Annotated in this window: 18 protein-coding genes and 1 tRNA gene; 6 read left to right on the top strand and 13 right to left on the bottom strand. The window is 40.3% G+C overall.

Annotated features, from left to right (window positions below):
* Positions 1–5 precede the first annotated feature (5 nt).
* Complete coding sequence (locus NDN13_RS13275; protein WP_251115788.1) at positions 6–1,256, bottom strand: SfnB family sulfur acquisition oxidoreductase; 1,251 nt, start codon at positions 1,254–1,256, stop codon at positions 6–8.
* 353 nt (positions 1,257–1,609) lie between these two features.
* Between NDN13_RS13275 and NDN13_RS13280 the strand changes: the two genes are divergently transcribed.
* Positions 1,610–3,010: an LLM class flavin-dependent oxidoreductase gene (locus NDN13_RS13280; RefSeq protein WP_251115789.1), complete on the top strand. Its 1,401-nt coding sequence runs from the start codon at positions 1,610–1,612 to the stop codon at positions 3,008–3,010.
* A gap of 29 nt (positions 3,011–3,039) precedes the next feature.
* On the opposite strand, the gene NDN13_RS13285 is transcribed toward NDN13_RS13280, so the two are convergent.
* Genes NDN13_RS13285 through NDN13_RS13295 form a run of 3 tightly spaced genes read right to left on the bottom strand, consistent with a single transcriptional unit; the run spans position 3,040 to position 5,046 of the window.
* Positions 3,040–3,435 (bottom strand): DUF4870 family protein, encoded by a 396-nt coding sequence (locus tag NDN13_RS13285; protein WP_251115790.1) that lies wholly within the window; start codon positions 3,433–3,435, stop codon positions 3,040–3,042.
* 33 nt (positions 3,436–3,468) lie between these two features.
* On the bottom strand, positions 3,469–4,086 hold the full coding sequence (locus NDN13_RS13290; protein WP_004803792.1) for a DUF1294 domain-containing protein: 618 nt from the start codon (positions 4,084–4,086) through the stop codon (positions 3,469–3,471).
* 9 nt (positions 4,087–4,095) lie between these two features.
* Entirely contained in the window at positions 4,096–5,046 is a 951-nt protein-coding gene (locus tag NDN13_RS13295) for a homoserine kinase (RefSeq protein WP_251115791.1), read from the bottom strand.
* A 101-nt stretch (positions 5,047–5,147) separates the two neighbouring features.
* On the opposite strand from NDN13_RS13295, the gene hisF reads away from it, so the two are divergent.
* Positions 5,148–5,906 (top strand): imidazole glycerol phosphate synthase subunit HisF, encoded by a 759-nt coding sequence (gene hisF / locus NDN13_RS13300; RefSeq protein WP_004657307.1) that lies wholly within the window; start codon positions 5,148–5,150, stop codon positions 5,904–5,906.
* A gap of 304 nt (positions 5,907–6,210) precedes the next feature.
* Here hisF and NDN13_RS13305 read toward each other — a convergent pair whose 3' ends face one another.
* Positions 6,211–6,864: a sterol desaturase family protein gene (locus NDN13_RS13305; protein ID WP_251115792.1), complete on the bottom strand. Its 654-nt coding sequence runs from the start codon at positions 6,862–6,864 to the stop codon at positions 6,211–6,213.
* A 115-nt stretch (positions 6,865–6,979) separates the two neighbouring features.
* Between NDN13_RS13305 and NDN13_RS13310 the strand changes: the two genes are divergently transcribed.
* Positions 6,980–7,987 (top strand): AraC family transcriptional regulator, encoded by a 1,008-nt coding sequence (locus NDN13_RS13310; protein WP_251115793.1) that lies wholly within the window; start codon positions 6,980–6,982, stop codon positions 7,985–7,987.
* A gap of 175 nt (positions 7,988–8,162) precedes the next feature.
* Positions 8,163–8,852 (top strand): aquaporin Z, encoded by a 690-nt coding sequence (aqpZ, locus tag NDN13_RS13315; RefSeq protein ID WP_004657301.1) that lies wholly within the window; start codon positions 8,163–8,165, stop codon positions 8,850–8,852.
* A gap of 48 nt (positions 8,853–8,900) precedes the next feature.
* On the opposite strand, the gene NDN13_RS13320 is transcribed toward aqpZ, so the two are convergent.
* The 3 genes from NDN13_RS13320 to NDN13_RS13330 form a co-directional block, all read right to left on the bottom strand.
* On the bottom strand, positions 8,901–9,143 hold the full coding sequence (locus NDN13_RS13320) for a hypothetical protein (RefSeq protein WP_251115794.1): 243 nt from the start codon (positions 9,141–9,143) through the stop codon (positions 8,901–8,903).
* 67 nt (positions 9,144–9,210) lie between these two features.
* Positions 9,211–10,284 (bottom strand): DNA/RNA non-specific endonuclease, encoded by a 1,074-nt coding sequence (locus NDN13_RS13325; protein ID WP_251115795.1) that lies wholly within the window; start codon positions 10,282–10,284, stop codon positions 9,211–9,213.
* A gap of 158 nt (positions 10,285–10,442) precedes the next feature.
* Complete coding sequence (locus NDN13_RS13330) at positions 10,443–12,323, bottom strand: potassium transporter Kup (protein ID WP_251115796.1); 1,881 nt, start codon at positions 12,321–12,323, stop codon at positions 10,443–10,445.
* A gap of 125 nt (positions 12,324–12,448) precedes the next feature.
* On the opposite strand from NDN13_RS13330, the gene NDN13_RS13335 reads away from it, so the two are divergent.
* Positions 12,449–12,538, top strand: a tRNA-Ser gene (locus tag NDN13_RS13335).
* 1,381 nt (positions 12,539–13,919) lie between these two features.
* Here NDN13_RS13335 and NDN13_RS13340 read toward each other — a convergent pair.
* The 5 genes from NDN13_RS13340 to NDN13_RS13360 form a co-directional block, all read right to left on the bottom strand.
* A complete protein-coding gene (locus NDN13_RS13340) occupies positions 13,920–15,776 on the bottom strand; it encodes an esterase/lipase family protein (protein WP_251115797.1) in 1,857 nt (618 codons plus the stop codon).
* 8 nt (positions 15,777–15,784) lie between these two features.
* Positions 15,785–16,786, bottom strand: coding sequence for a T6SS immunity protein Tli4 family protein (locus NDN13_RS13345; RefSeq protein ID WP_251115798.1), 1,002 nt, complete (start codon positions 16,784–16,786; stop codon positions 15,785–15,787).
* 99 nt (positions 16,787–16,885) lie between these two features.
* A complete protein-coding gene (locus NDN13_RS13350; RefSeq protein WP_251115799.1) occupies positions 16,886–17,893 on the bottom strand; it encodes a T6SS immunity protein Tli4 family protein in 1,008 nt (335 codons plus the stop codon).
* On the bottom strand, positions 17,886–20,627 hold the full coding sequence (locus NDN13_RS13355; RefSeq protein WP_251115800.1) for a type VI secretion system Vgr family protein: 2,742 nt from the start codon (positions 20,625–20,627) through the stop codon (positions 17,886–17,888). The genes NDN13_RS13350 and NDN13_RS13355 overlap by 8 nt, the downstream gene beginning before the upstream one ends.
* A gap of 56 nt (positions 20,628–20,683) precedes the next feature.
* The gene (locus tag NDN13_RS13360) at positions 20,684–21,940 is read right to left on the bottom strand and encodes a hypothetical protein (protein WP_251115801.1); all 1,257 of its coding nucleotides are present in this window, start codon (positions 21,938–21,940) and stop codon (positions 20,684–20,686) included.
* Between the two features lie 313 nt (positions 21,941–22,253).
* Here NDN13_RS13360 and NDN13_RS13365 point away from each other — a divergent pair, with 313 nt between their 5' ends.
* Complete coding sequence (locus NDN13_RS13365; RefSeq protein WP_251115802.1) at positions 22,254–22,580, top strand: gamma-glutamylcyclotransferase family protein; 327 nt, start codon at positions 22,254–22,256, stop codon at positions 22,578–22,580.
* Positions 22,581–22,654 lie beyond the last annotated feature (74 nt).

Below are 22,654 nucleotides of genomic sequence, written 5' to 3' on the forward strand. Positions count from 1 at the left end.
TCCTCCTAGCTCCACGCATGACGTGGCAGTGCCACACCATTCAAATAATAATTGCCCACTAAATTGTACTTCCAACGTACCGGATCATGCAGGGTATGCGTGCGTGCATTGCGCCAGTGTCGATCCAGATTCAACTCGGATAAGGTGGAACGGGTACCGGATAACTCAAATAATTTATTGGCCGCCAAGAGTGCGATTTCAGTGGTTAATACTTTCGATTCAGCCGTGAGTAAAGTTGCTTCTGTTACGGTGTCTTCGGTTGGATTGGCCAAAGCACGATCAATTGCCTCGCCTGCCAAAGCTAAAACGGCCTCTGCGGCACGGAGTTTAATTTTTAGCTCGCCAATATTGCTAATGGTATAAGGATCTTCACTGGCGTGTTCCACACCTGAATCAATCCAAGGGCGGGCATGCTCACGCACATAGCGAATGGTTTCCTCAATGGCCCCACGCGCAATTCCCGCATCGACAGCAGACTGAATAATTTGCGAAATTGCACCTGCTGCTGTTGGACGTTCAAAAGCCTGATGGATCGGCACCACATATTTTAAATCGACTCGAACATGATCGAGCTGCACGCTGCCACTGGCCGTAGTGCGCTGACCAAAGCTGCTCCAGTCATTCACAATGGTCAAACCTGGTGTATGTTGCGGAACCAATGCTGCAAATACTTTGCCATCGTCACTGACCGCAACCACAGGAATCCAATGCGCCAATAAAGCGCCTGTGGCAAAGAATTTTTGACCACTGATCAGCGCATAATCCTCTTTAAATTCAATTTTAGTGGTCAAATCCGCGACGGTTTTCGAGTTTTTTTCAGAGAATGCATTGCCTAAACGCTTGCCTTGCAGCACTTGTTCGAAGAAGAACTGCTGCTGTTCCAATGACGCATCCAAACGGATATGTTCTAAAAAAGCCCAATGATTTTGTGCAATTTGCCCTAAAGATGAATCAGCACTAGAAATAATGGTCACCACCTCAGCAAGGGTTTTATAACTCACCCCTGCACCACCGAACTGTTTTGGAATATTGATCCCCCACAAGCCAGAGGCGGAATATTGCTGGATTTCCTGCAGTGGCAGCTTGCGCTCATGGTCACGCTTTGCCGCATCTTTGGCAAAAGCAGCCGCTATGAGATGTGCCACAGCGATGGCTTCTTGATCTGAAGCAATCACATATGCTGGCGTATTATTCAAGTAAAAATCTTGCGGAATACTCTGTGCATCTTCCAGTTTTATTTCTATTTTTGAGGTCATTATAAATACTCATCTTGCAGTTATAAAAATAAACTAGCACTATTTTTATTTCCTATTTATAAGTTAAATATAGAAACTAATCTTTTTATTTAAAATAACCTCAGATTATTACTTATCGACTTAAAAAACAACTTAAAATCAATAACAAACAACTCAACAAGACGGACGAGCGCGTTAACACCATTTGCCCAAGTAAACAAAATAACGTTTTGAATTTAATAAAAAACAACCTTTAAAACAACAACCCAAAAACCCATTAAATAGATTCATGATAACCATTTATTTTTTTATGATTAATCAATTCAATCTTTTTTAATTAAGATCAATAAAAATCTTTAATTTAGTAAAGAGCAATGAGCAAGCAAATTAGATTTAATGCCTTTGAAATGAACTGTATTGCGCATCAATCGCCGGGATTGTGGCGTCACCCTCAGGATCGCTCGACTGAATATAAAGACCTCGAATATTGGACCGATTTGGCCAAGATATTAGAGCGTGGCAAGTTTGATGGGGTTTTTATTGCCGATGTGTTAGGCATTTATGATGTTTATCATCAATCAGCACAACATGCGCTCACAGGTGCCGTGCAAGTTCCCGTGAATGATCCTTTGCAAATCGTGCCTGCTATGGCAGCAGTCACCAAACACTTGGGCTTTGGCCTCACTACCTCGATTTCGTTTGAACACCCTTATCCCTTTGCACGGCGTATGAGTACCTTAGATCATTTGACCAAAGGCCGCATTGGCTGGAACATCGTCACCTCATACTTGGAAAGTGGCTCAAAGAATTTAGGTCTTAAAACGCAAGTCAGTCATGATCAACGTTATGACATCGCTGATGAATATTTAGAGGTTCTCTATAAACTTTGGGAAGGTTCTTGGGAACAAGATGCTGTGCTGCGTGATAAAGAAAAAGGCATCTTTGCCGACCATCGTAAAGTCCATCCGATCAATCATCAAGGTCAATATTTTAGCGTTCCCGGCATTCATATTTGTGAACCATCACCGCAACGTACCCCTGTGCTCTATCAAGCAGGTGCATCCAGTCGTGGGCAATTATTTGCCAGCCAAAATGCTGAATGTGTGTTTATTTCAGCTCCGACCAAAGCAGCGGTGAAAAAACTGGTGCAAGGCATTCGTTCCAACCTAGTTGAACAAGGCAAAGATCCTCATTCGATTTTGATCTATACCATGCTGTCGATTGTGGTGGATGAAACCGATGCAAAAGCCCAAGCAAAATTCAAAGAATATCAAAGCTACGCCAGCTATCATGGCGGCTTAACCTTGGCATCAGGCTGGTCAGGTGTCGATTTTTCACAATTCCATGCAGAGGACAAAGTTGAATATATTCATACTGATGCGATTCAATCAATGCTGGATTCTTATGTAAAAGCCGATCCGAATCGAATCTGGACCATTGAAGAGATTGCCAAATTTATTAGTATCGGTGGCAATGGCCCCATACTGGTAGGCTCCGCTGCAACGGTGGCCGATCAACTACAGGCATGGACGGAAGAAACTGATATTGATGGCTTTAACTTAGCTTATATTTTAGCGCATCAAAGCTTTGAAGATGTGGTGGAATATCTGGTGCCAGAACTACAGCAACGTGGCGTGTATGCAACTGAATATACCGAGGGGACTTTACGTGAGAAACTGTTTGGACAAGGTCCATTACTGACAGAACAGCACCGCGGGGCAAGCTATCGCTATCATGCAACAGCGAAAACCAATAACAATAAAGAACTCGCTTAGGTTCACAACCCAGCGAGTTCTGGCGGACTTTAGCCTTGATACATCGGCTTATTGTCATTTAAGGCGATCAGACCACGGATAGCACGATAGACAATCCAGATCCATGCACCAAAAATTACCGCAAAGGCAAAAGTGGTTGCAGAAACCGCAACGCCTGCAAAGGCGGTGCCGTTATCACCGGTAAAGAACAAGAATGAGAACGGAAGAAAGGCAATAATATTCCAAGCCAAATACCACCAGAAGGTGCGGATTTGCCAAGTAAAGTGGCTTTCAAAAATCGAGCCTTGGACATCACTACGTTTTACATAGTTGATGATCAAAGCAATGATTGCCAATAGACCACCAGTAAAAATCGCAATGATATAAAGCACATACAACACCAAAGTCAAAGTACGATTTGGATCTTGATCAACGGAATAATTCATTTTTATTTAATCTCCAGAAACAAACTCGCTCAATCAATAAAACACATTGAGCGGAGAAATCAACCAACATATCAATAGTATATGGAAGACTATGGTACAGAAATAAATCTTACGAAACGGTTGTTTTTGTGTTTTATGTCTCAGTTTTTGCTGAGCAAGCCAACCACCGCACCATCCACCCAAAGAATCCACGATATGCAAAGTCTGCTCTGGAATACGTCGATTGCCCAACTGAGCTGCTTCTTTATCTTGTGCATACAACCAATAACTCAATACATTCATCAAGCTGACAAATAATAAAGTATACGGTGGCAGCAATTTACTAAAGCTTGCGATCAGCATAAAGACAATATAAATCACGATACCAATCTGCATCGCAGACCAGCGCTTCGACGGTTGAGGCTGACTCGGACGAGCACGATGTTCAATCACCTGCGATGCTTTTAAATACGTCGCCTGTTGAGCGCGATAACGACCGCGCTCATCCAGAATCACCACATATTCCAAAGCACAACCAACCAAAGGTCGCGGCCCTGTGCGAGCAAAGTCTTTGATATGGATAAAGACACGATCTTTTGCTGTGTCATTGGGTTGGATAAAGCCATAGCCTTTATCATCAAACCATTCAACTAAACGACCTTGATCTCGCATGTCTATTCCCTAAGCTGTGATTCGTTGTAAACGGTCTTGTAACATCATTCGCATTTCCAGCGGATCTTTTTGCAAAATATCATCGCCGGTACGCCCTTGCTCGGCATTTTTCTGCGCCACTTGTAAGCGCATACTCCAGAAACGGCACGCCGCCATTGCCAAGAAGATATTTAAACAAGCCAATTCATCAACGGTGAGCTGACGAATGCTTTGATAGGCCGCAAGAAAGGCATCGGCCTTGGCTTGATCTAAATGTGCTTGTGGATAGGCAGTACAGAAGTCATTGATACTAATCGCAATATCAAATAACCATTCATCTTGATTCAATTCATAAAAATCAAGAATACCCTGTAGTTGATCACCTTCAAACAAGGTGTTATCTCTGAATAAATCTGAATGAATAAAGCCCATCGGGCGGTCAGGATGCTGCTGGGTAATTGCCGCAAACTGCTGGAACACCTGAGCTAATAATTCCTGATCTTGCGCATTCATTTGTGGTTTAAGTTGCTCAGCGACATCTGACCAATATTGATGATTACGATTAAAATCACGTTCTAAAGGAAAGCCTTGTAAGGCCAAATGCAATTTTGCCTGTGCTTGTGCAATCGCCTGAATTTGGATAATGCTGGCATCTTCTGGATGCTCACCCATCAAGCGTAGCGCAATTTGCGCAGGTTTATCTGCAATAGTATGAATGGCCTGACCACTATGCTTTAAAGGCACCGCCACAGGCACACCTGCCTCACCCAAACAATCCAGTACAGGTACCAGTTCACCTGCGCCTTCAGCATCTAATTCTTCAAAAACCGTTAAAACATATTGTTTCTGTGATTGATCCACCAAAAAATAATTGGTGTTTTGAATACCGCCTTGGATTGGAATCAGGTCAATCACCGCTAAACCATAGGGCTCAGCAAAGGCTTGAACTTCTTCTAAACTCAACGGGGTATAAACCGACATGGAAAACCTGCAAAAAATAGCTGTGAAGTTTGATAGAATACCTGTTCCCTCCATGAAGGTGTAGCACCCCTTTCTTTATTGGCGATTTTTTGGAAAATTTTATGCTCGCAAAACGTATTATCCCTTGCTTAGATGTTGATAATGGTCGAGTCGTCAAAGGCGTTCAATTCCTTGATATTCGTGACGCAGGTGACCCTGTTGAAGTCGCCCGTCGATATAACGAACAAGGCGCCGATGAAATTACCTTTTTAGATATTACTGCTACCCATCATGGACGCGACACCACTTACCGTACCGTAGAACGCATGGCAGAAAGCGTTTTTGTACCCTTAACTGTGGGTGGTGGTGTCCGTAAAGTTGAAGATATTCGTTTATTGTTGAATGCAGGTGCCGATAAAGTCAGTATCAACTCGGCTGCGGTATTTACTCCTGAATTTGTTCAAGAAGCCTCGCAACGCTTTGGTGCGCAATGCATCGTGGTCGCGATTGATGCGAAAAAAACCGGCGAGAACAAGTGGGAAATTTTTACCCACGGCGGTCGCAAGCCAACAGGCATCGATGCGATTGAATGGGCGGTGAAAATGGCCGACTTCGGTGCAGGCGAATTGCTGATTACCAGTATGGATGCCGATGGCACCAAAGCAGGTTATGACATTGCCTTGATGCGTCAGATCAATGATCGCGTCAATATCCCGACCATCGCTTCTGGTGGCGTAGGTAACTTACAGCATTTGGCCGATGGCATCTTAAAAGGTGGTGCAGATGCAGTACTGGCTGCTTCTATTTTCCACTTTGGTCAACACACCATTCCAGAAGCAAAACAATATCTTGCCGCACAAGGCATTGAGATGCGTCTTTAATTAGGTGAGCCATAAAAACCTCTCAAACGAGAGGTTTTTTTATTTAAAAATCGCTGTATACAGATAAAAAAAATACCTTGCTGAGCAAGGTATGGAAACTGCGTTATACAACGCTAGAGGGTAAGCACAATATCATTATTTTGAACAAATTCTGAGCATTTAAAATGCTTGAGCTAACTTAGCGAGAAAATGAGTAAAGATATTGACATTAAAAACCAATTTTATTGACAATTCACGACACCCCCCAATTTTGTCGTCATGATTTGTCAATAAAAACCTGCTCAGCCCGCTAGATCAATCGAATTTAGGCCACCGATTCTTGCGATTGTTTTTGCGGTTGCTCAGCTACAGGTGCTTCCACCAATTTTGGTTTTTGCTCGACCCATTTTGCAGGAAAAACCGATTCAATCGCTTGCGTCAATGCTTTAGACAAAGCTGTAGGTAAAGGAAGGCCCAATGGATTGGCCTCTTTTAAATCCGCAGAAGACACCACACGCGTTCCCATCACATAATCAAACCATGGACGGGTCACACACCAGTTGGCATCTTGGTTGGAATTCATATGATGATCATAATGCCAAGGAATGGTCCGTTTGGCCCAATCTGGCTCTAAATGCGCACGACGATGCACATAATAATAATTGCCCGCACTATACAGTGCCGCCAAAGACATGCCTTTTGAAATTGGATAAAACGCTACACTGGCAACGCCTGCCACCACTGCCAATGACATGATTTCATTACGGGTACGCCAATGCTCGACACCTTCCACATAACAATCATCCAAAAACTGCTGTTTACGTACTTCACGGTGATGCGCCCAGTGCGACTCCATGCTTTTCGGCACAGGGCTATACCGTGGCTGCCCCGGACGATGTACCCCATGCAAAATGTATTTATGCGCAAACCATTCAAATGCATTGGCTACAGCCAAACCTGCGATAAAACCCTTAATCATGGTTTTCTCCAAATGTTTCCTTATTTTTATTCAAGATATAAATTTTTGTAGGCGAAGTATTGACGATACGATATATTTATATTGACAAAACACGACAAGATAAGGAGTGGACAGGATGTCTCAACTCAAGAACTATACAGGCTCTGTTTTTGGTGGTTTGGGGCATTTATTAAAAGCCTATTGTGAAGCAGAGAACATCCATATTCCTGAACAATTACAACAGGTTCAAAACCTAGAGCGCTTTGATTATGTGATTTGGCGGGATCTGTTAGAAGATCTAAATCGACTGCATCCGAAAAGTGGTCTAGGCTTGGAAATCGCAGCCTATGTACAACCCAAACACTTGGGTATCATTGCCTATTTGGCTTTATCTTGTGAAAACCTAGGTGAGGCACTGTCTCGTTATCATGACTTCCATCGCCTGATTTATGATGGCAGCCCTTTGGTGGTTGAATTTAATCACCCTTATGCATCGATTCGTTGGGAAGCCCCTGAACCACATCCGACCCAGTTGACCGATGAAATCGCGATTGCCTTGATGGTGCAGTTCCTGAAACTGTTTATGTCGGGTGACACGATTCATCTGCATGAAGTGCATTTCGTCAATGCCGCACCCAAAAACATCAGCATTTATGAGCAGTATTTCCACTGTAAAGTGCGTTTTGAACAACCCAAAACCCAATTATTATTGCCCGTCAGCGAAGCTTTTAAGCCACTTAAAACAGGAGATCACACCTTACAACAACTGTTATTACAACAAGCACAAGCCTTGCTGGATAAATTGCCCAATTCAACCCAATTGGATCAACGGCTGCAACATGCCATTTTGACAGGTCTACAAAAGAACCAATATCAAATCGATTTTATCGCCGAAAAACTGGGTCTGTCCGTGCGCCAATTACAACGCCATTTACAACAACAAAACACCACCTTTCAGGAGCGGGTGCAGCAAGTTCGTTTTATGCTGGCGACCGAATATTTAAAAGATCCTCATCTGAGTTTACAAGAAATTGCGCTACTGCTCTGTTATTCTGAACAAAGTGCTTTTCAGCGAGCTTTTAAGATTTGGACGGGGCAAACCCCACAACAGTGGCGAAACAACAACACAACTTACAATTCGTAATAAAAATACTCATGAACTAACGGTTTCGCAACTGATCGTTTTCATTGCACGTTTTATACAAGAGCCTATATACCTATGTGAATTAGTTCACAATTTTTTCACAAGGTTTAAACATATCCATAATAAATTTTGGATGCTTGCTTTTTTATTTTTTATAACTGATGTGGTGATAACAATGAACAAATATTTAGCAGAATTTCTCGGGACCTTTTGGCTTGTTTTTGGTGGTTGTGGTAGTGCTGTACTTGCAGCTGCATACCCAGAACTTGGCATTGGTTTTTTAGGCGTTGCATTAGCATTTGGTTTAACCGTATTAACTGGTGCTTATGCTTTCGGTCATATTTCTGGTGGTCACTTTAACCCTGCGGTCAGTGTAGGTTTATGGGTGGGTGGACGTTTTAACTCAAAAGACTTAGTTCCTTATATCGTGTCTCAAGTAATTGGTGGTGCGCTTGCAGCATTCGTGCTGTACATCATCGTACAAGGTCAAGCAGGCTTTGCAGGTACAGGCGGTTTCGCAACCAATGGTTATGGTGAACTCTCTCCAAACCATTTCTCTGTTGCGTCAGCATTCCTGATTGAGGTTGTTTTAACTGCGTTCTTCTTGATCGTGATCATGGGTGCTACAGATCGTCGCGCGCCTGCAGGCTTTGCACCAATCGCAATTGGTCTAGCTCTCACATTGATTCACTTGATCAGTATTCCAGTCACCAACACCTCAGTAAACCCTGCACGTAGTACTGCAGTTGCGTTATTTGCTGAGACAGCAGCAATCAGCCAACTTTGGTTATTCTGGGTTGCACCAATCATCGGTGCCATCATTGGTGCAGTGATCTATAAAGTGGTGGGTAGCGAGAAAGACTAAGCGCGATATACCCCATAAAAAAACAGCCTGCAACGGCTGTTTTTTTATTTATAGAAATGGATTTTCAATATCCTGCTCAGGTTTTCTGTCAATCTGCTCAGGAAGTTGTTCTTTTTCCAAAGCGGCAACCACCTCATTGATAAAGCTTTGCAATGCCTTGGCGGTTTTAAGGCCCGACTGATCTTTGGTAATCTGCAAATTGCCATATAAACTCACGCAATCGACCTGATTTTCCAAGGTCAGATCATAAATTGCCGAGGATTCATCACCCTGTTCAAAAGGTTTAAACATCGTTTCCCTCTCATTGTTCTTGTCTACCCACAACATGAGCCAAGCAGGCTAACTTTGCAAGCTGTACTTATCGCAAGATTTGTAAGAAATACTGCACCAAAGCATTTACCAATTGATTGATCAAGGCTTGCTTGGTTTCTTCATCAATTTGCGGGAATTTACTCTCCGTGGCTCCAGTCGGCTTTGAACTAAACTCACGTTGCTGCGCCTGAATGGCATCGGTTTTGGCTTCTTCAGCACATTGACTCTGACCATCCCAATGCGAATAACTAATGTCTTTATTCGGCTTCACTTGCACTGCAGAAAGTGGCAATTGATAAACATTACGCTTCTGCTGTTCAGTCAACTGTGGAAATAAATTAATGCCCAGTTTCTCTTCCAAATAGCAAACACTGACCACTTTGACCTGTTGAGAATTATTATTCGGCGCATAATACGCCCCAATAATCCCCTGCTTAGGTAAATACACCGCTTTGTACACTGCAGTCGGGACAATCACACCGCTGCCTATGGTTTTAAGTCGCTTGCCTTCAAATACAGGACCAGTCAGCACATAGGCATCTTTATGCTGCTTGGTCACCATCGAGCGCACCGCCTCTTCTAATTTACGCCACACTTCCTGATTATTCTTCGGCGCTTGCGGCACCATATTGGCCAATGAGAAGCTGTCATATTGCGCCGCAGTATTATTCATATCACCATTCGGCGCCATATGACCACGGTCATAGCCTGAACCACGATAGTCTGACAATAAAGCACGATGTGCAGGCTTTAGCCGTGTCTCTTCATGGAAATTATCTTCACGTTTAATTTTAATGCTTAAGCGTTCTGGGGTCAGATATTCTGCCGTCCACAATGGAGTCTTGGAAATACCTGAATACATCACATTAAAATCATTAAAACATAGCGCATAACTGTCTTTTTTCAGACTGTCTTTGCTGAGTAAGGGTGGAACATCACGATAAAACTGTTTTAAACAACCCGTATTACTGGATTGAAATGGGATGAACTTGGAAATTTTTTCACTGCCAAATGCGATCGCAAAACTCCCTGTTGCGACCAGTGCCAACATCATTTTTCCAACATTTTGGCTCAAAAAAGCAAATGGGCTTTTACTCTTTCGGGTTGGTCTCTTTGCCATAACTACATCAAAATCAATATGAACGCGCAGCTTAACAACTCAAAAGCACTGTGTATATTGAGTTTCAGCCCAGAGCGACACTTTATGTCGCAAATCTGTACATTTGATCTACAGACAATAAAAAAGGCACGCTCAGGTGCCTTTTTTATACAGTTTTCTTAAATTTCGATCTGACTACCCAACTCCACCACACGGTTAGTTGGAATCTGGTAGAAGTCACTAACAGGGCTGGTGTTGCGCTGCATTGAAATAAACAACTTTTCACGCCACGGCGACATACCATCCCCCACGGTATGCACAATACGATCACGTGAAATAAAGAAGCTCATTTGCATCATATCAAACTCAAAATCCAGCGTTTTATAGGCTTGTGCCAAAGCGACGGGGATATTCGGTTGATCTTTAAAGCCATAATAAACATAGATGCGATAAAAATGCTCATCCAGTTTTTCAACTTTTAAGCGATCTTCATCTGCCACATACGGAATATCTTGGGTATACACCGTGACCATCACATTACGTTCATGCAGCACTTTATTGTGCTTGATGTTGTGTAACATCGCATGCGGCACAATATTCGGTGTACCAGTTAAGAAAATCGCTTCGCCTGGTACGAAATGGGTTTCTTTGCTCATGCCAATACTTTTGATAAACAATTCAATTGGCAAGGCATTGGTTTCCATACGGTTATACACGATTTCTCGACCACGTTTCCACGTCATCAAAATGGTATATACCACCACACCAATCAGGATCGGCACCCAACCACCTGACAGGATTTTTAATGAGGTTGAACCCACAAAAATTAAATCAATAATCAGGAACGGCACCGCAAATAAAGCAACTTTCCATAACGGCCAACGCCATACGCCATAGGCTAAGGTCGAGATCAAAATCGTACCGCAGAGCATGGTCATGGTCACCGCTACACCATAAGCACTTGCCAATTCGGCGCTGCTTTCAAACAGTAAAATCAGGATCACCACCGAGATAAACAGCACCCAGTTAATAAAAGGCAAATAAATCTGCCCTTGTTCCACATCCGAAGTATGATGCACGGTTAAGCGCGGTAAGTAGCGTAATTGAATGGCTTGGTTCGCCATCGAAAATACGCCTGTGATTACTGCTTGAGAGGCAATCACGGCTGCTGCCGTCGCCAAGCCAATCATCGGGAATAAGGCCCAATCCGGAACCAGTAAATAGAATGGGTTTTCAATGGCTTTGGCATCACGTAATAGCAATGCACCTTGACCTGCATAGTTCAAAAGCAAACAAGGCAGTACCACCAAGAACCACGCCAGTTTAATTGGCACGCGCCCAAAATGTCCCATGTCGGCATACAACGCCTCACCACCGGTCATGGTCAGAATCACTGCGCCCATGGTGATAAAGGCAACTGTCGGTTGATCAAAGACAAAATGGAATGCCCAATAAGGGTTGACCATCATCAAGACATACGGGGTCTGGACGATACTCCAGAGACCAATCAAACCAATAGACGCAAACCATAGCAGTGTAATTGGCCCAAAGAATTTGCCCATGGTGGCGGTACCATGTCGTTGCACCATAAACAAAGCGGTTAAAATACCGAGCGCAATCGGTACCAGCCAACGATCTAAAGCAGGCGTCACTAGACTCAAACCTTCAATCGCAGACAGTACTGAAATTGCTGGGGTAATGATCCCATCACCAAAAAACAGTGATGCGCCGATAAAGCCCAATGCGATCAGAAAGATTTTATTTTTATTGCTAAAAACGGAGGAACGCAGATTCAGTGCGAGCAATGACATGATCCCGCCTTCGCCATTGTTGTCCGCACGCATGATCATTGAGACATACTTAAAACTGATGGTTAGGTTCATACACCAGAAGATCAGCGAAAGAATACCTAAAATCGAACCTTCACTGATATCAACATGTCCTGTGACAAAGCATTGCCGTATTGCATAGAGTGGACTGGTTCCAATGTCTCCAAATACCACCCCTAATGCTGCCAGCGTCATCGCGGGCAATGCGGCTTTTTTTGCAGTACTTTGCATATGATGTTGTCTTCAAAATTGAACGTTATATGGCGCAATATTATCATTAGCCAAAAAGTTTTTCTGCAAATCTGTTCGACTACAACTTGGCAGCGTGCATTTTTTTGGGTACTATCGCACACCTTGGTGAGGTGTCCGAGTGGCTGAAGGAGCACGCCTGGAAAGTGTGTATACGTTTGCGCGTATCGAGGGTTCGAATCCCTCTCTCACCGCCAGAATTTTTTATTCATGTGATTGCATGAAATGAAAAAGCCTAAATCGAAGGATTTAAGCTCTTTTTATTTCATATACTTTGCAATTTTTATTCCTTGCCAATTCCCTCATCGACTTTCTTTCATTTTATCTGGTATCAATTCTTAAAACTAAAAAACCAACCTACCCCGCACATGAAAACAGTAACCCAGCAACACCTAATAGAGTAACCATAAGAATAATCATATCGTTTGTCTCTGACTTATTTTTTTTGCTTTTCATTCTGTACAAAGCTGATATACCAGCACCGATTAAAAATAAGATACTAATGAGCATAACAATAGCTACCATTATTCCATGGCTAATATTTGCAGCACTCAACATAACTTTTCAAACTCTCTCAAAAATAAATTAATTTAATTCAACCAACTCGAGCGAACACCTACATTTTAACATTAAAAATCAAATCCATATATAACAATCATTGATGTTTTATAACCTGCCAGACCATCAAGGTTTATCATTTTTAAAAACCACTATACATTATTAAACTCCCCAAATATCTCGAATTAAAGTTTGGCATCCACTCAGAAAAATGATAGCCAATACACAAGCTATTTTCATAAAATCTGTCTTTTTCATTATTTAAATCCCTTGCTTACACACGAATCAATCTTTCTAACTCATTATTTCGATAAAAATTTTAGATAAAATTAGCTACTTATTCTCATTAAAATTAAAATAGTAAAAATGTAGCCCAAACAAATTAGACAGTATCCCAATGAGCGATAACAAATATGTCTAAAAGCCTTCCATTGTACAAATGGAGGGATAAACTTCCCCTATTCTTGTTCATAGTATACCAGTCAGTCCCGTTTCTAACGTACCACTCCACAATGATCTGCTTCAGGCAGTCAAGTACTTAGGAAGCTTAATATGAAAAAATAGTCAGACAAACATAGAAGAAATTTATCAAATTAGACAGACCTCATACCCAAGTTATGTCTTAAAATTGAGTTGCTTAGGGAAGTATTAACTTTTAAATTTTTGTGTAACAAAGTTTCTTAAAAATAAAATCTAACAAGATTAACTGACCTTAAACAATCTATATTTTTAATTAAAAATATATCGAAGATATTGCATCTATGCTACTTTTTGTTAACTCTATTGTTCTGAGGCTTTACTTCACTTATAGTATTAAAATCAATACAGGAAGTATATGCTATGAATAAAACAATTTTAATCAAATTATTTTTTATTTTTATACCCATTTTTATTACAGGATGCCAATCCTTCTTTGAGAGTTTCTATCGAGTTTAAGACAGCAAAATACTCGGATTTAGAAATTTCATCTAAATTAGACCAAGTAAGATATGTACTCGATCTAATTTAAATTTTTAAAAGTTAACAGTCCTTTTTAATAGTATCGACTATATTCGCAATACAATATATTGTATTTAATTGAACATCTGCATTATCATAGCTTCCAGAATGTTCATAACCATTAATCACAAATGTCTCTTTTGGGGTTCTTGAGTCCGCCCGAACATCCTGTCCAGATTGATAACAAACGGTACCATCGCCTCGCGATGTTGGTTTTAAATCTAAATAAAATGTGGCTTTATTGGTTTTTGAAATATTTGATTTTTGATCTAATAAAATTTCTCTAACACCATCCTCTTTATATGCATTTACATTTAAGTTATGCATTTTAGAACCATCTATTGCTAAATTCATCTCATCTTCTAGCAGATTGGTTTCATCACTCTCTGTTGCATTGCTTCGATCTTTAATATTTGGTAGCCCAATTTTCTTACCATACAAGCTCATCAGCTCAATCAGTTCAGCTTCAGAACGAATATTGAGCACTTCTTTACAACGCCAAACCACTTGCCCAAACGATTGATGCTCTGTATCTGCTCCATAATGCGCATAGGTATTGGGATGATATGAATCTTTAATATGATTATGTAATTCTCTGACTATTTCTATATTTCTTACATAAATATCAAAAGTACTATCTAGTTGTTTCTCTTGAGCTTCTACAGCTAGCAATCCAGCAGGATCAATAAAATCAGGATTCATCAATGCCCACCAACTGTCTTTTCTTTGATAAACTTCAGTATAAGGATCAGCTGTTTGCGGCAATGATGCGGTAATTTCACCCATCGGTGTTTTGGCTTTAATTAACATCCACGCTTTCGGATTTTTAGGAAAATCAACAACATTGGAATAATTGGCAAATGGCAATAGCTCTAAGCCACCAGGCGCACTGGCTAAGGTTGCGGTAAGCCGTTCAGACGTATTGCCAAACATAAATTTGGTCGCCCAAGCCTTAATACTATTCAATAACCCAGTTGATGCTTTCCAGCCATCCCAACCTACTGTAAGCCGTTGATACACAGCTGGCGCACCACTCGCAGGCATGACACCATGCACTACGCCTGCGATTTTATCTTTGACCTTGTCATTTTGAATTAGGGCACGAGTGACCAACCCACCCATAGAGTGAGTCACTACAATAAACTTCTTAAATTTAGCTGTCGGATATTCTTTTTTGATTTGTGCCATAACCTCATTATTCATTCGATCGGCAACTTTGTCCGCAGAATTCATATTGGTATCCAGCCAATTATAACCACAGGCAAATACAGGAAAAACATAATCGGCTAGTTCTTCATGCTGTTCTAAACTAAGTAATTCAACAACTTTGCTACTTGACCAGTTTTTGAGTATTTTTTTAGTTTCTTTATTGCCTGGTTGGACGATTTTTTCCCATTCTGTTGTACCGTTAAATTTGTCTTTTTGTTGCTCTTTTAGGGGCTTAAAGGGATTATTGAGCTGGCTTTCTAAATAAATTAACACTTTGGCATAGCCAATCGGAATCACTGACCCCCAACCCCGTGCTCTAGCAATTTCTTCAGTGATATGCGGCGCTTTCTTTTTATTTATTTTAATATCACCATCATAACCAACCTCAGTTGTTTTTGGATTTAAATCAATTTGTCGTTCCTTTGCATCTCTTTTACTGTATTCAATTAAAGTCGAAATGCCAGGATACCAAACTCTCTTTTTATTGCTATCTTTGATATTGGATCCCATAATCCCTGGAATAAAAATAATTGGCACCACATATTTGACTGGTGCTGGGATTTCACATTCGGTGTTAACACTATTGGGGGTGGTCTGTGAAACGTAGGAAGTTTTTCCAGACTGATGAAGGGTTTCATACGCCTCATGGTTATGTACATTATTTGACATTATTATTCTCAGAATTTACGAATGGTTTTTAAAATAGACTCATATAGTTTTAAGGCTTCGCCCTGCGCTAAACTACTGGTCTGATTTCCAAATGATGAATATGAGGTATCTACCTCTAGGCCAATTAAGGGGTCTTTATTATTACGTGCTGTACCCGTATGTTCCCATAAGGCACTCAGGCCATTCCGACCTTTCATTTTTTCAACTGAAATCCACTCTTGCCCATTTAAAGAAGCTATATTTTTCTCGCCTTTTCGAATATTGTCTTTGTTCATCTGACGCTGACTTTGTCCTGCCTGACTTAACTTACTTTCAATCCTTGGAATAAGATGTGCCGTTTCTCTTGAGTTAGTCTCACTATCAAAACGCAACACAACACTTGGATAATCTTTAAAATCAAAGCCCATTTTTTGTTTACTGTGTCTAAATTTTTGATCATTATCTTTGATAAAACCTTGATAAATACATTGACCATTTTCTGTGGGGATTTCATGTTCTGGACGATAGCGTAAGTTTTTAATGAGGTGTTGCATTGCCTCATTACTACCTTCGATCCATTTAGGCTGATCACTATGATTCCCTTCAATTAAAAATAAAGTTTTTTGATCAAGTACAAAACCAGCTACATCATAAGGAAGAATTTCTTTATCGGCCAACTTGCCTTTAAAAACCTTCGCCACTCGACCATCAATTTTTTGCTCTTGGGGATCTTCAAAAATTTTTCGATTCCCCTTTGAATAGTCACTTCTCCACTTTTGAACCGCTTCATCAAAATCTTGACGTGTCGCATTTTCTTTGACTTTAATAATAAATGAGTCGTATTGATCATAGCGATTCAAAGGATTGGCTTCAGCAGGAATCTCTACCGTATAACGCCCAATGCAATAGCTTTTAGTTTTTTCTAAATTTATCATATTGTTTCCAGTATTTTCTATGTTCGATTTTGCAGATATACAGCCAGCACTGAATACACATGCAGTTAATAATAGGGAAGCGTATATTTTATTCATCAATATATCCTCATAGTGTAATTATGATCTGAGCCATTACATTGCTAAGTCCCTCTAGCAACACGGTTTTAAATGATCCTATTACATTTATTGACATGGTTATTCTCGAAATGTACGAATGGTTTTTAAAATAGACTCATATAGTTTTAACGCTTCACCCTGCGCTAAACTACTGGTCTGATCTCCAAATGATGAATATGAGGTATCTACCTCTAGGCCAATTAAGGGGTCTTTATTGTTACGTGCTGTACCCGTATGTTCCCATAAGGCACTTAGGCCATTGCGACCTTTCATTTTTTCAACCGAAATCCACTCTTGCCCATTTAAATAGCTCGTATTTTTTTCACCTTTTCGAATATTGTCTTTATTTATTTGACGCTGACTTTGTCCTGCTTGGCTTAACTTACTTTCAATCCTTGGAATAAGGGCTGCTGTTTCTCTTGAGTTGGTCTCACTATCAAAACGTAATACGACACTCGGATAATCTTTAAAATCAAAGCCCATTTTTTGTTTACTGTGTCTAAATTTTTGATCATTATCTTTGATAAAACCTTGATAAATACATTGACCATTTTCTGTGGGGATTTCATGTTCTGGACGATAGCGTAAATTTTTAACGAGATGCTGTATAGCTTCGTTACTTTTTTCGGTCCACTCAGGTAGATCACTATGCCCACCTTCTATTAAAAACAAAGTCTTTTTATCGAGTACAAAACCAAAAACATCAAATGGATCACCTTTATCTTTTGATTTTTTTCCTTTAAGTATTTTAGTAATACGCCCCTCTATTTTTTGTTCTACAGAATCTTCAGTAATAAACCTATCATATTTAGAATAATCTTGTCGCCACTTTTGAATAGCCGCATCAAAATCTTGACGTGTCGCATTTTCTTTGACTTTAATAATAAATGAGTCGTATTGATCATAGCGATTCAAAGGATTGGCCTCAGCAGGAATCTCTACCGTATAACGCCCAATGCAATAGCTTTTGGTTGTTTCTAAATTCACTTTGTCATTTACACTATTTTTTATGTCTGATTTTGCAGATATACAGCCGACACTAAATACACAGGTAGTGAATAATAGAGGGGCATATATTTTATTCATCAATATATCCTAATAGTGTGATCACGGCTTTCGTCATTGAAAGAGAGGTAACTTTTTCAGTTTTCCCTTCTGAATCGGTCACTCCCTCAATTGTTTTTCCATCCTCTGTTTTAATTCGATATTTCATATTTGGCATCGCTTTGCCTGCTTTGTTTCTTAAAACAAAGAGCTCGTCATAATCCATCTGTAGTTTTGGCATTGCCGCCAAGTCAGTACTTAAATTACTCCCCGACATTGTTTTAATCTGCCCTGCTTTTAGCGACATGGTACCAGGACAAACAACATCAATATTTCCACCTTCAATTTTGATATAACCTCCCCCCGCGGCTAATAATATTCCCTTACCACTTTCTATTTTGACAAAGTCATTAATCGCATAAACGTGCATCAGTTCTTGTGAGGCTATTTTCATCGTATCAGCCTGAGCTTCTATTTCTATGGGACCCTGCCCAGCTTTAATTTTAATACCCGCAGCTTTCGCAAAAAGGGAAATCTTATCTAAGACATTCACCAAAAAGCCTCGCCCTGAAAAAATCTGTACATTCCGTTCAGAACTTAAATCGATATTTTCTTTGGCTTGGGCAACAATCCCTTTATCTGCATCTAGAATGATTGAATCTTTAGCATCAATCGCAATATATGGCGTAGAATCTGACTCATTCCAGTGAGGAAGTTCAGTTTTTAGGGACTCTTGAAGTTCTAATTCAGGTTCCGTGGTTTGATGTCCTTTAGCTGCATCTTTTATTGCTGCATTAGTCGCTAAGAATTTCTCAATATTTTGTTGTAAATTAGGTCGATCAAGTTGGTTTCCACTTGCATTAGAAGCACTTTCAGTCGTAATCAAAATCCCTTTGGGGGCACGAATCCCGCCCCACTCATCCGTTCTTAACTCAAAACCTTCGCCACGACCTTCACTTTCGGCTTTCTCTTTCGGATGACTTAAATTGCCTAGATTCAGTTGAGTTGTACCATGACTGCTGTGTAACTGGGCACTGATTTGCCCTGTAGTATCATCAAAACGCAGTTGGTTATAACCTTCACCACCGACTTCTTTAGAACGAATCCCGCTCAGCTTTTTGGTATCGGGAAGTTGGCCTTTAATGTCAAATTTGGTTGGTGAACGTTGTGCTTCATGAATACGGCCAGTCACAAATGGGCGGTCAATGTTGCCATCAAAGAAGTCAATCACAACTAATTCATCTTTACGCGGTAAAAAGCGTGCGCCATAACCTTCACCTGCCCAAGGGGTCAGCACATCCACCCATGCTGAATCGGCATCACTGTCATTAGCGCCAGCACCACCATCATGCGCATGATCTGCTGTACGGGTGAACAGGAAGCGAACTTTAATCCGCCCCCATTCATCGACATGGATTTCCTCACCATCACTCACCACTTTGGCACGCTGTACATGCGTTATGGGACGGTGCAGCAATGGATCATATTCAGGCACAATATCAATCGTTCGGCGCACAACCATCAATTCATTGGCTTGGCGTTCTTGTTCACTGTCTTTACTGATCGTCCAGTGACTGAGACTCAATAATTTTTCAACTTGGTCTTTAATCTCTTTAGGAAGGTTATTCTGGTTATAAAAATGCTTGGTCAGAATCAAAAACTGTTTATCATTTTGACTATGATTTTTTTCTAACTCAGGATGATCGTTCAACTGAAACCAATAACCAACCTGTGTATCCCGCACACTACTATGCGCAGTAAAATATTTTGCTTGTAAAGCCTGATATTGATTTAGCTGTTTATTGAGTTTATCTAGCTGGCTATTTCCTGAAACTGTAGCTTGATCCTCTCCATTGAGATCACGAATCCAAGCAGGTGAAATATTCCATGCTTGTTCCAGACTTAAACTTTCATTATCTCGCTGAGCACTGTGCTGATGTGAACTGATCACTGAACCACTGGCATCTTCTTGGCTTAAACTATCCGCCTGCCAGCGCTGCACATGAACAGCAGTGGGTTGCAATTGGCGTTGTGCAATAAAGCTGGTAATACTATCCGACTGTTCTGTCGCATGAGAGCGATGATAGCGAATGTTTCGACGTTCAAGTGCCTTAAATTGTACATTATCATCAATTAAACGTAATTTTTGTGGCTCAATACTCTGGCTATTACTAGAGACAATATAGCTGGATTCATCAATTAAAAAGTTAATCGACTCTTCACGTAACAACCGCGTTAAATAAGCATAATCACTTTCATTCGACTGCATTGAGAAAGGACGAATATCATAGTCCTTGCTCAAACCACTGCTATCTAATTTAAGACTAGCTGCAAATAAAGGGCTTTTGCTTTGCCATTCCTTAAAAATGATTTCACAAATCTCCACCGCACTTTTATTCATAAACACGCGGCTATTGCGTCGCTTATGCCATAAGCTGGTAGCATCCTGCATCGTCAGTCGATAAAGGCTTAAAGCACCATCACTTTGCCCCTGACTTGCGCCTGTAATAATTCCTGTGGTTCTAAACAGTTGACCAGCATCTGTCACTTGATCAACAGCAACTTGGCATCCAATAAATTGTTTGAGTTCGATATAAGGATTGGTAGATAAACAAATCAGTTCTAAGGATAATCCATCATTAATACCATGATAACCCTCTAGGCGTTGCAGCATGACTTGAGTATTAAGTGCTGTATTTGAAAACTGAATACTCATCGCACGTTTTTGAGTGCCAACGCCTAATTTATCTAAGACGTTAAAGATATTATTCAACATTATTATTGCCTTATTCTTGATCAAAAAAAATTACCAGAATGATTTGTCTGATTCAATTATGAACAGGTTTCGTTTTGTGTCATTGTAACTAAAAGTCTTCGATAGCCTTGAACAACATAACGGCCCAACTGATATTTTTCTTGTATTTTAGGAATACTAAGTTGCTCCAAATCCTGTTGGTGTTGTTTTACCCAAGCCTTCTTTTGATCCTCAATGCTAATATTTAAAAATTTTCTTAAAAGCATGCGATTTTTAATAATATATTTTTCACTCCGTTTTAATCTTTTCGCAATTTCAGTCAAACTTAAATGCAAGTCCAATAAAATCTCCTGATTTTCTAAACGCCATGCTTGAACTCGATCCTTATGCTTTGCCAGACCTAAACGCTGTCTTAATTCATCTTTCTTCCGAAAAATCTGTTCAAGGCTCAAACCAAGCTTTTTGACTAAGTCCTCATTACTTAACTCAGGATTAAGGAGGTCTTCTTGATGTAGCGCAAACCAAGCCTCTTTTTGTGCTTTGATTTTGGGGATCTCCAGCATTTCTCTTAATCTTGCTTTTGCTCTTAAAATTTCTCCTGGCATTTTTTGGAATTGATCAGCTAAGACGGCAACCGTTTTTCCTGAGTTTAATAATTCCTCCTGATGATCCAATAGCCATTGCCGCTTTGCTTGTTTATCATTTTGAAATTTTTCAGAAAAACTGAATTCATCTAGCTCTTGCCGAATACGGTTATAAAATTTTTTAGCGATGAATACACTGACATCAAATTTTTCTACGATTTCCTGAACAGTTAAGCCGCTCAGCTGTTGTTTATTGGCTTGAAACCACTGCTCTTGAATCACCTCAGCTTGTTTTTTTCTAAGTCGCTTTCGCACAGGAATATCGACAAGTTCAGCTAACCAGATTTTATGTTGATAAACTTGAGGTCGTGTTAATCCATACTTCGCTTTTAATGTCTCTAAACTGTCGTACAATAGTTCATCTTGATGTGCCAGAATCCATGAATTATTTCGATAGATAAAATTTCTTTGAATACCCAATAGCCGTCTGAATTTACCGACCATACTTAAGGAGAGTTCAAGTTGTTTCGCAACTTCAAAGACTTTGTATTCTTTTACAAAATCAGCCATCTCTGGGGTTAAAATCACTGAAAAACTTGGACTAACGCCCTCATCTTTAGCGGTAAACCCATAAGGCCAGCCACGATAGACGATAATCCCAGTATGTGTTTTTCGCTCCTCGTAGGCATCCCAATACTCGCCCTCCCAATCCTTGACCGTTTTAATTTTAAAATATTTATATTTTCCCATTATTTTATTTCACTGCTCGCAATCAAATATAAAATCGTATCCACCAACATTTTTAGCGATTTTAATACTAACTAATCTTTATTTTATAAATCAACAATCCACCTGATATGTATATTAAACTGACCTATTAGGTATAAATTTTAAAATTAGAATATGAAGTCTATTTTTATTGAGTTAGAAGGCAAAAATTAAACACTTACATAAATATCAAAAGATAATAATTTCTCAAAAAATAAAATTCTTTTATCCATGCTAACACCCGATCCTGCCCCATCTCTGCTACTCTCTTTCTTTTACTTTTCTGCGTTTTACTATGCTCAGTTTATTTGTTTACGGCACTTTAGGACCCAACCGTCCCAATGCCCATATCATGGAAAATATTGGTGGTACATGGGCAGAAGCACATGTATTTGGCACACTCAAACAACAAGGCTGGGGCGCTGAATTGGGCTTTCCGGGTATTGTGCTGGATCAAAGCGAAAATCAAGTCTCTGGCTTTGTATTTTTCTCTGACAATCTAGAACAACACTGGCAAGCACTAGATGAATTCGAAGGTGCAGGCTACCAACGCGTCCCTGTCAAAGCGCATTTAAGCACAGGCGAAACCATTGATTCCTTTGTCTATGCACTCAATAGCTAAGCTGAAATTGGCGAAAATTCGACAATCCAATTAAATTTATCTGATTGCTCATTTTTTCGCTTGTTTTTTTAAAC

The organism is Acinetobacter sp. C32I (genome assembly GCF_023702715.1).
Taxonomy (GTDB): domain Bacteria; phylum Pseudomonadota; class Gammaproteobacteria; order Pseudomonadales; family Moraxellaceae; genus Acinetobacter.

Coding starts and splice junctions, on each gene's coding strand:
- NDN13_RS13275 (WP_251115788.1), bottom strand. CDS start 1,256: ATGACCTCAAAAATAGAAATAAAACTGGAAGATGCACAGAGTATTCCG.
- NDN13_RS13280 (WP_251115789.1), top strand. CDS start 1,610: ATGAGCAAGCAAATTAGATTTAATGCCTTTGAAATGAACTGTATTGCG.
- NDN13_RS13285 (WP_251115790.1), bottom strand. CDS start 3,435: ATGAATTATTCCGTTGATCAAGATCCAAATCGTACTTTGACTTTGGTG.
- NDN13_RS13290 (WP_004803792.1), bottom strand. CDS start 4,086: ATGCGAGATCAAGGTCGTTTAGTTGAATGGTTTGATGATAAAGGCTAT.
- NDN13_RS13295 (WP_251115791.1), bottom strand. CDS start 5,046: ATGTCGGTTTATACCCCGTTGAGTTTAGAAGAAGTTCAAGCCTTTGCT.
- hisF (WP_004657307.1), top strand. CDS start 5,148: ATGCTCGCAAAACGTATTATCCCTTGCTTAGATGTTGATAATGGTCGA.
- NDN13_RS13305 (WP_251115792.1), bottom strand. CDS start 6,864: ATGATTAAGGGTTTTATCGCAGGTTTGGCTGTAGCCAATGCATTTGAA.
- NDN13_RS13310 (WP_251115793.1), top strand. CDS start 6,980: ATGTCTCAACTCAAGAACTATACAGGCTCTGTTTTTGGTGGTTTGGGG.
- aqpZ (WP_004657301.1), top strand. CDS start 8,163: ATGAACAAATATTTAGCAGAATTTCTCGGGACCTTTTGGCTTGTTTTT.
- NDN13_RS13320 (WP_251115794.1), bottom strand. CDS start 9,143: ATGTTTAAACCTTTTGAACAGGGTGATGAATCCTCGGCAATTTATGAT.
- NDN13_RS13325 (WP_251115795.1), bottom strand. CDS start 10,284: ATGGCAAAGAGACCAACCCGAAAGAGTAAAAGCCCATTTGCTTTTTTG.
- NDN13_RS13330 (WP_251115796.1), bottom strand. CDS start 12,323: ATGCAAAGTACTGCAAAAAAAGCCGCATTGCCCGCGATGACGCTGGCA.
- NDN13_RS13340 (WP_251115797.1), bottom strand. CDS start 15,776: ATGTCAAATAATGTACATAACCATGAGGCGTATGAAACCCTTCATCAG.
- NDN13_RS13345 (WP_251115798.1), bottom strand. CDS start 16,786: ATGAATAAAATATACGCTTCCCTATTATTAACTGCATGTGTATTCAGT.
- NDN13_RS13350 (WP_251115799.1), bottom strand. CDS start 17,893: ATGAATAAAATATATGCCCCTCTATTATTCACTACCTGTGTATTTAGT.
- NDN13_RS13355 (WP_251115800.1), bottom strand. CDS start 20,627: ATGTTGAATAATATCTTTAACGTCTTAGATAAATTAGGCGTTGGCACT.
- NDN13_RS13360 (WP_251115801.1), bottom strand. CDS start 21,940: ATGGGAAAATATAAATATTTTAAAATTAAAACGGTCAAGGATTGGGAG.
- NDN13_RS13365 (WP_251115802.1), top strand. CDS start 22,254: ATGCTCAGTTTATTTGTTTACGGCACTTTAGGACCCAACCGTCCCAAT.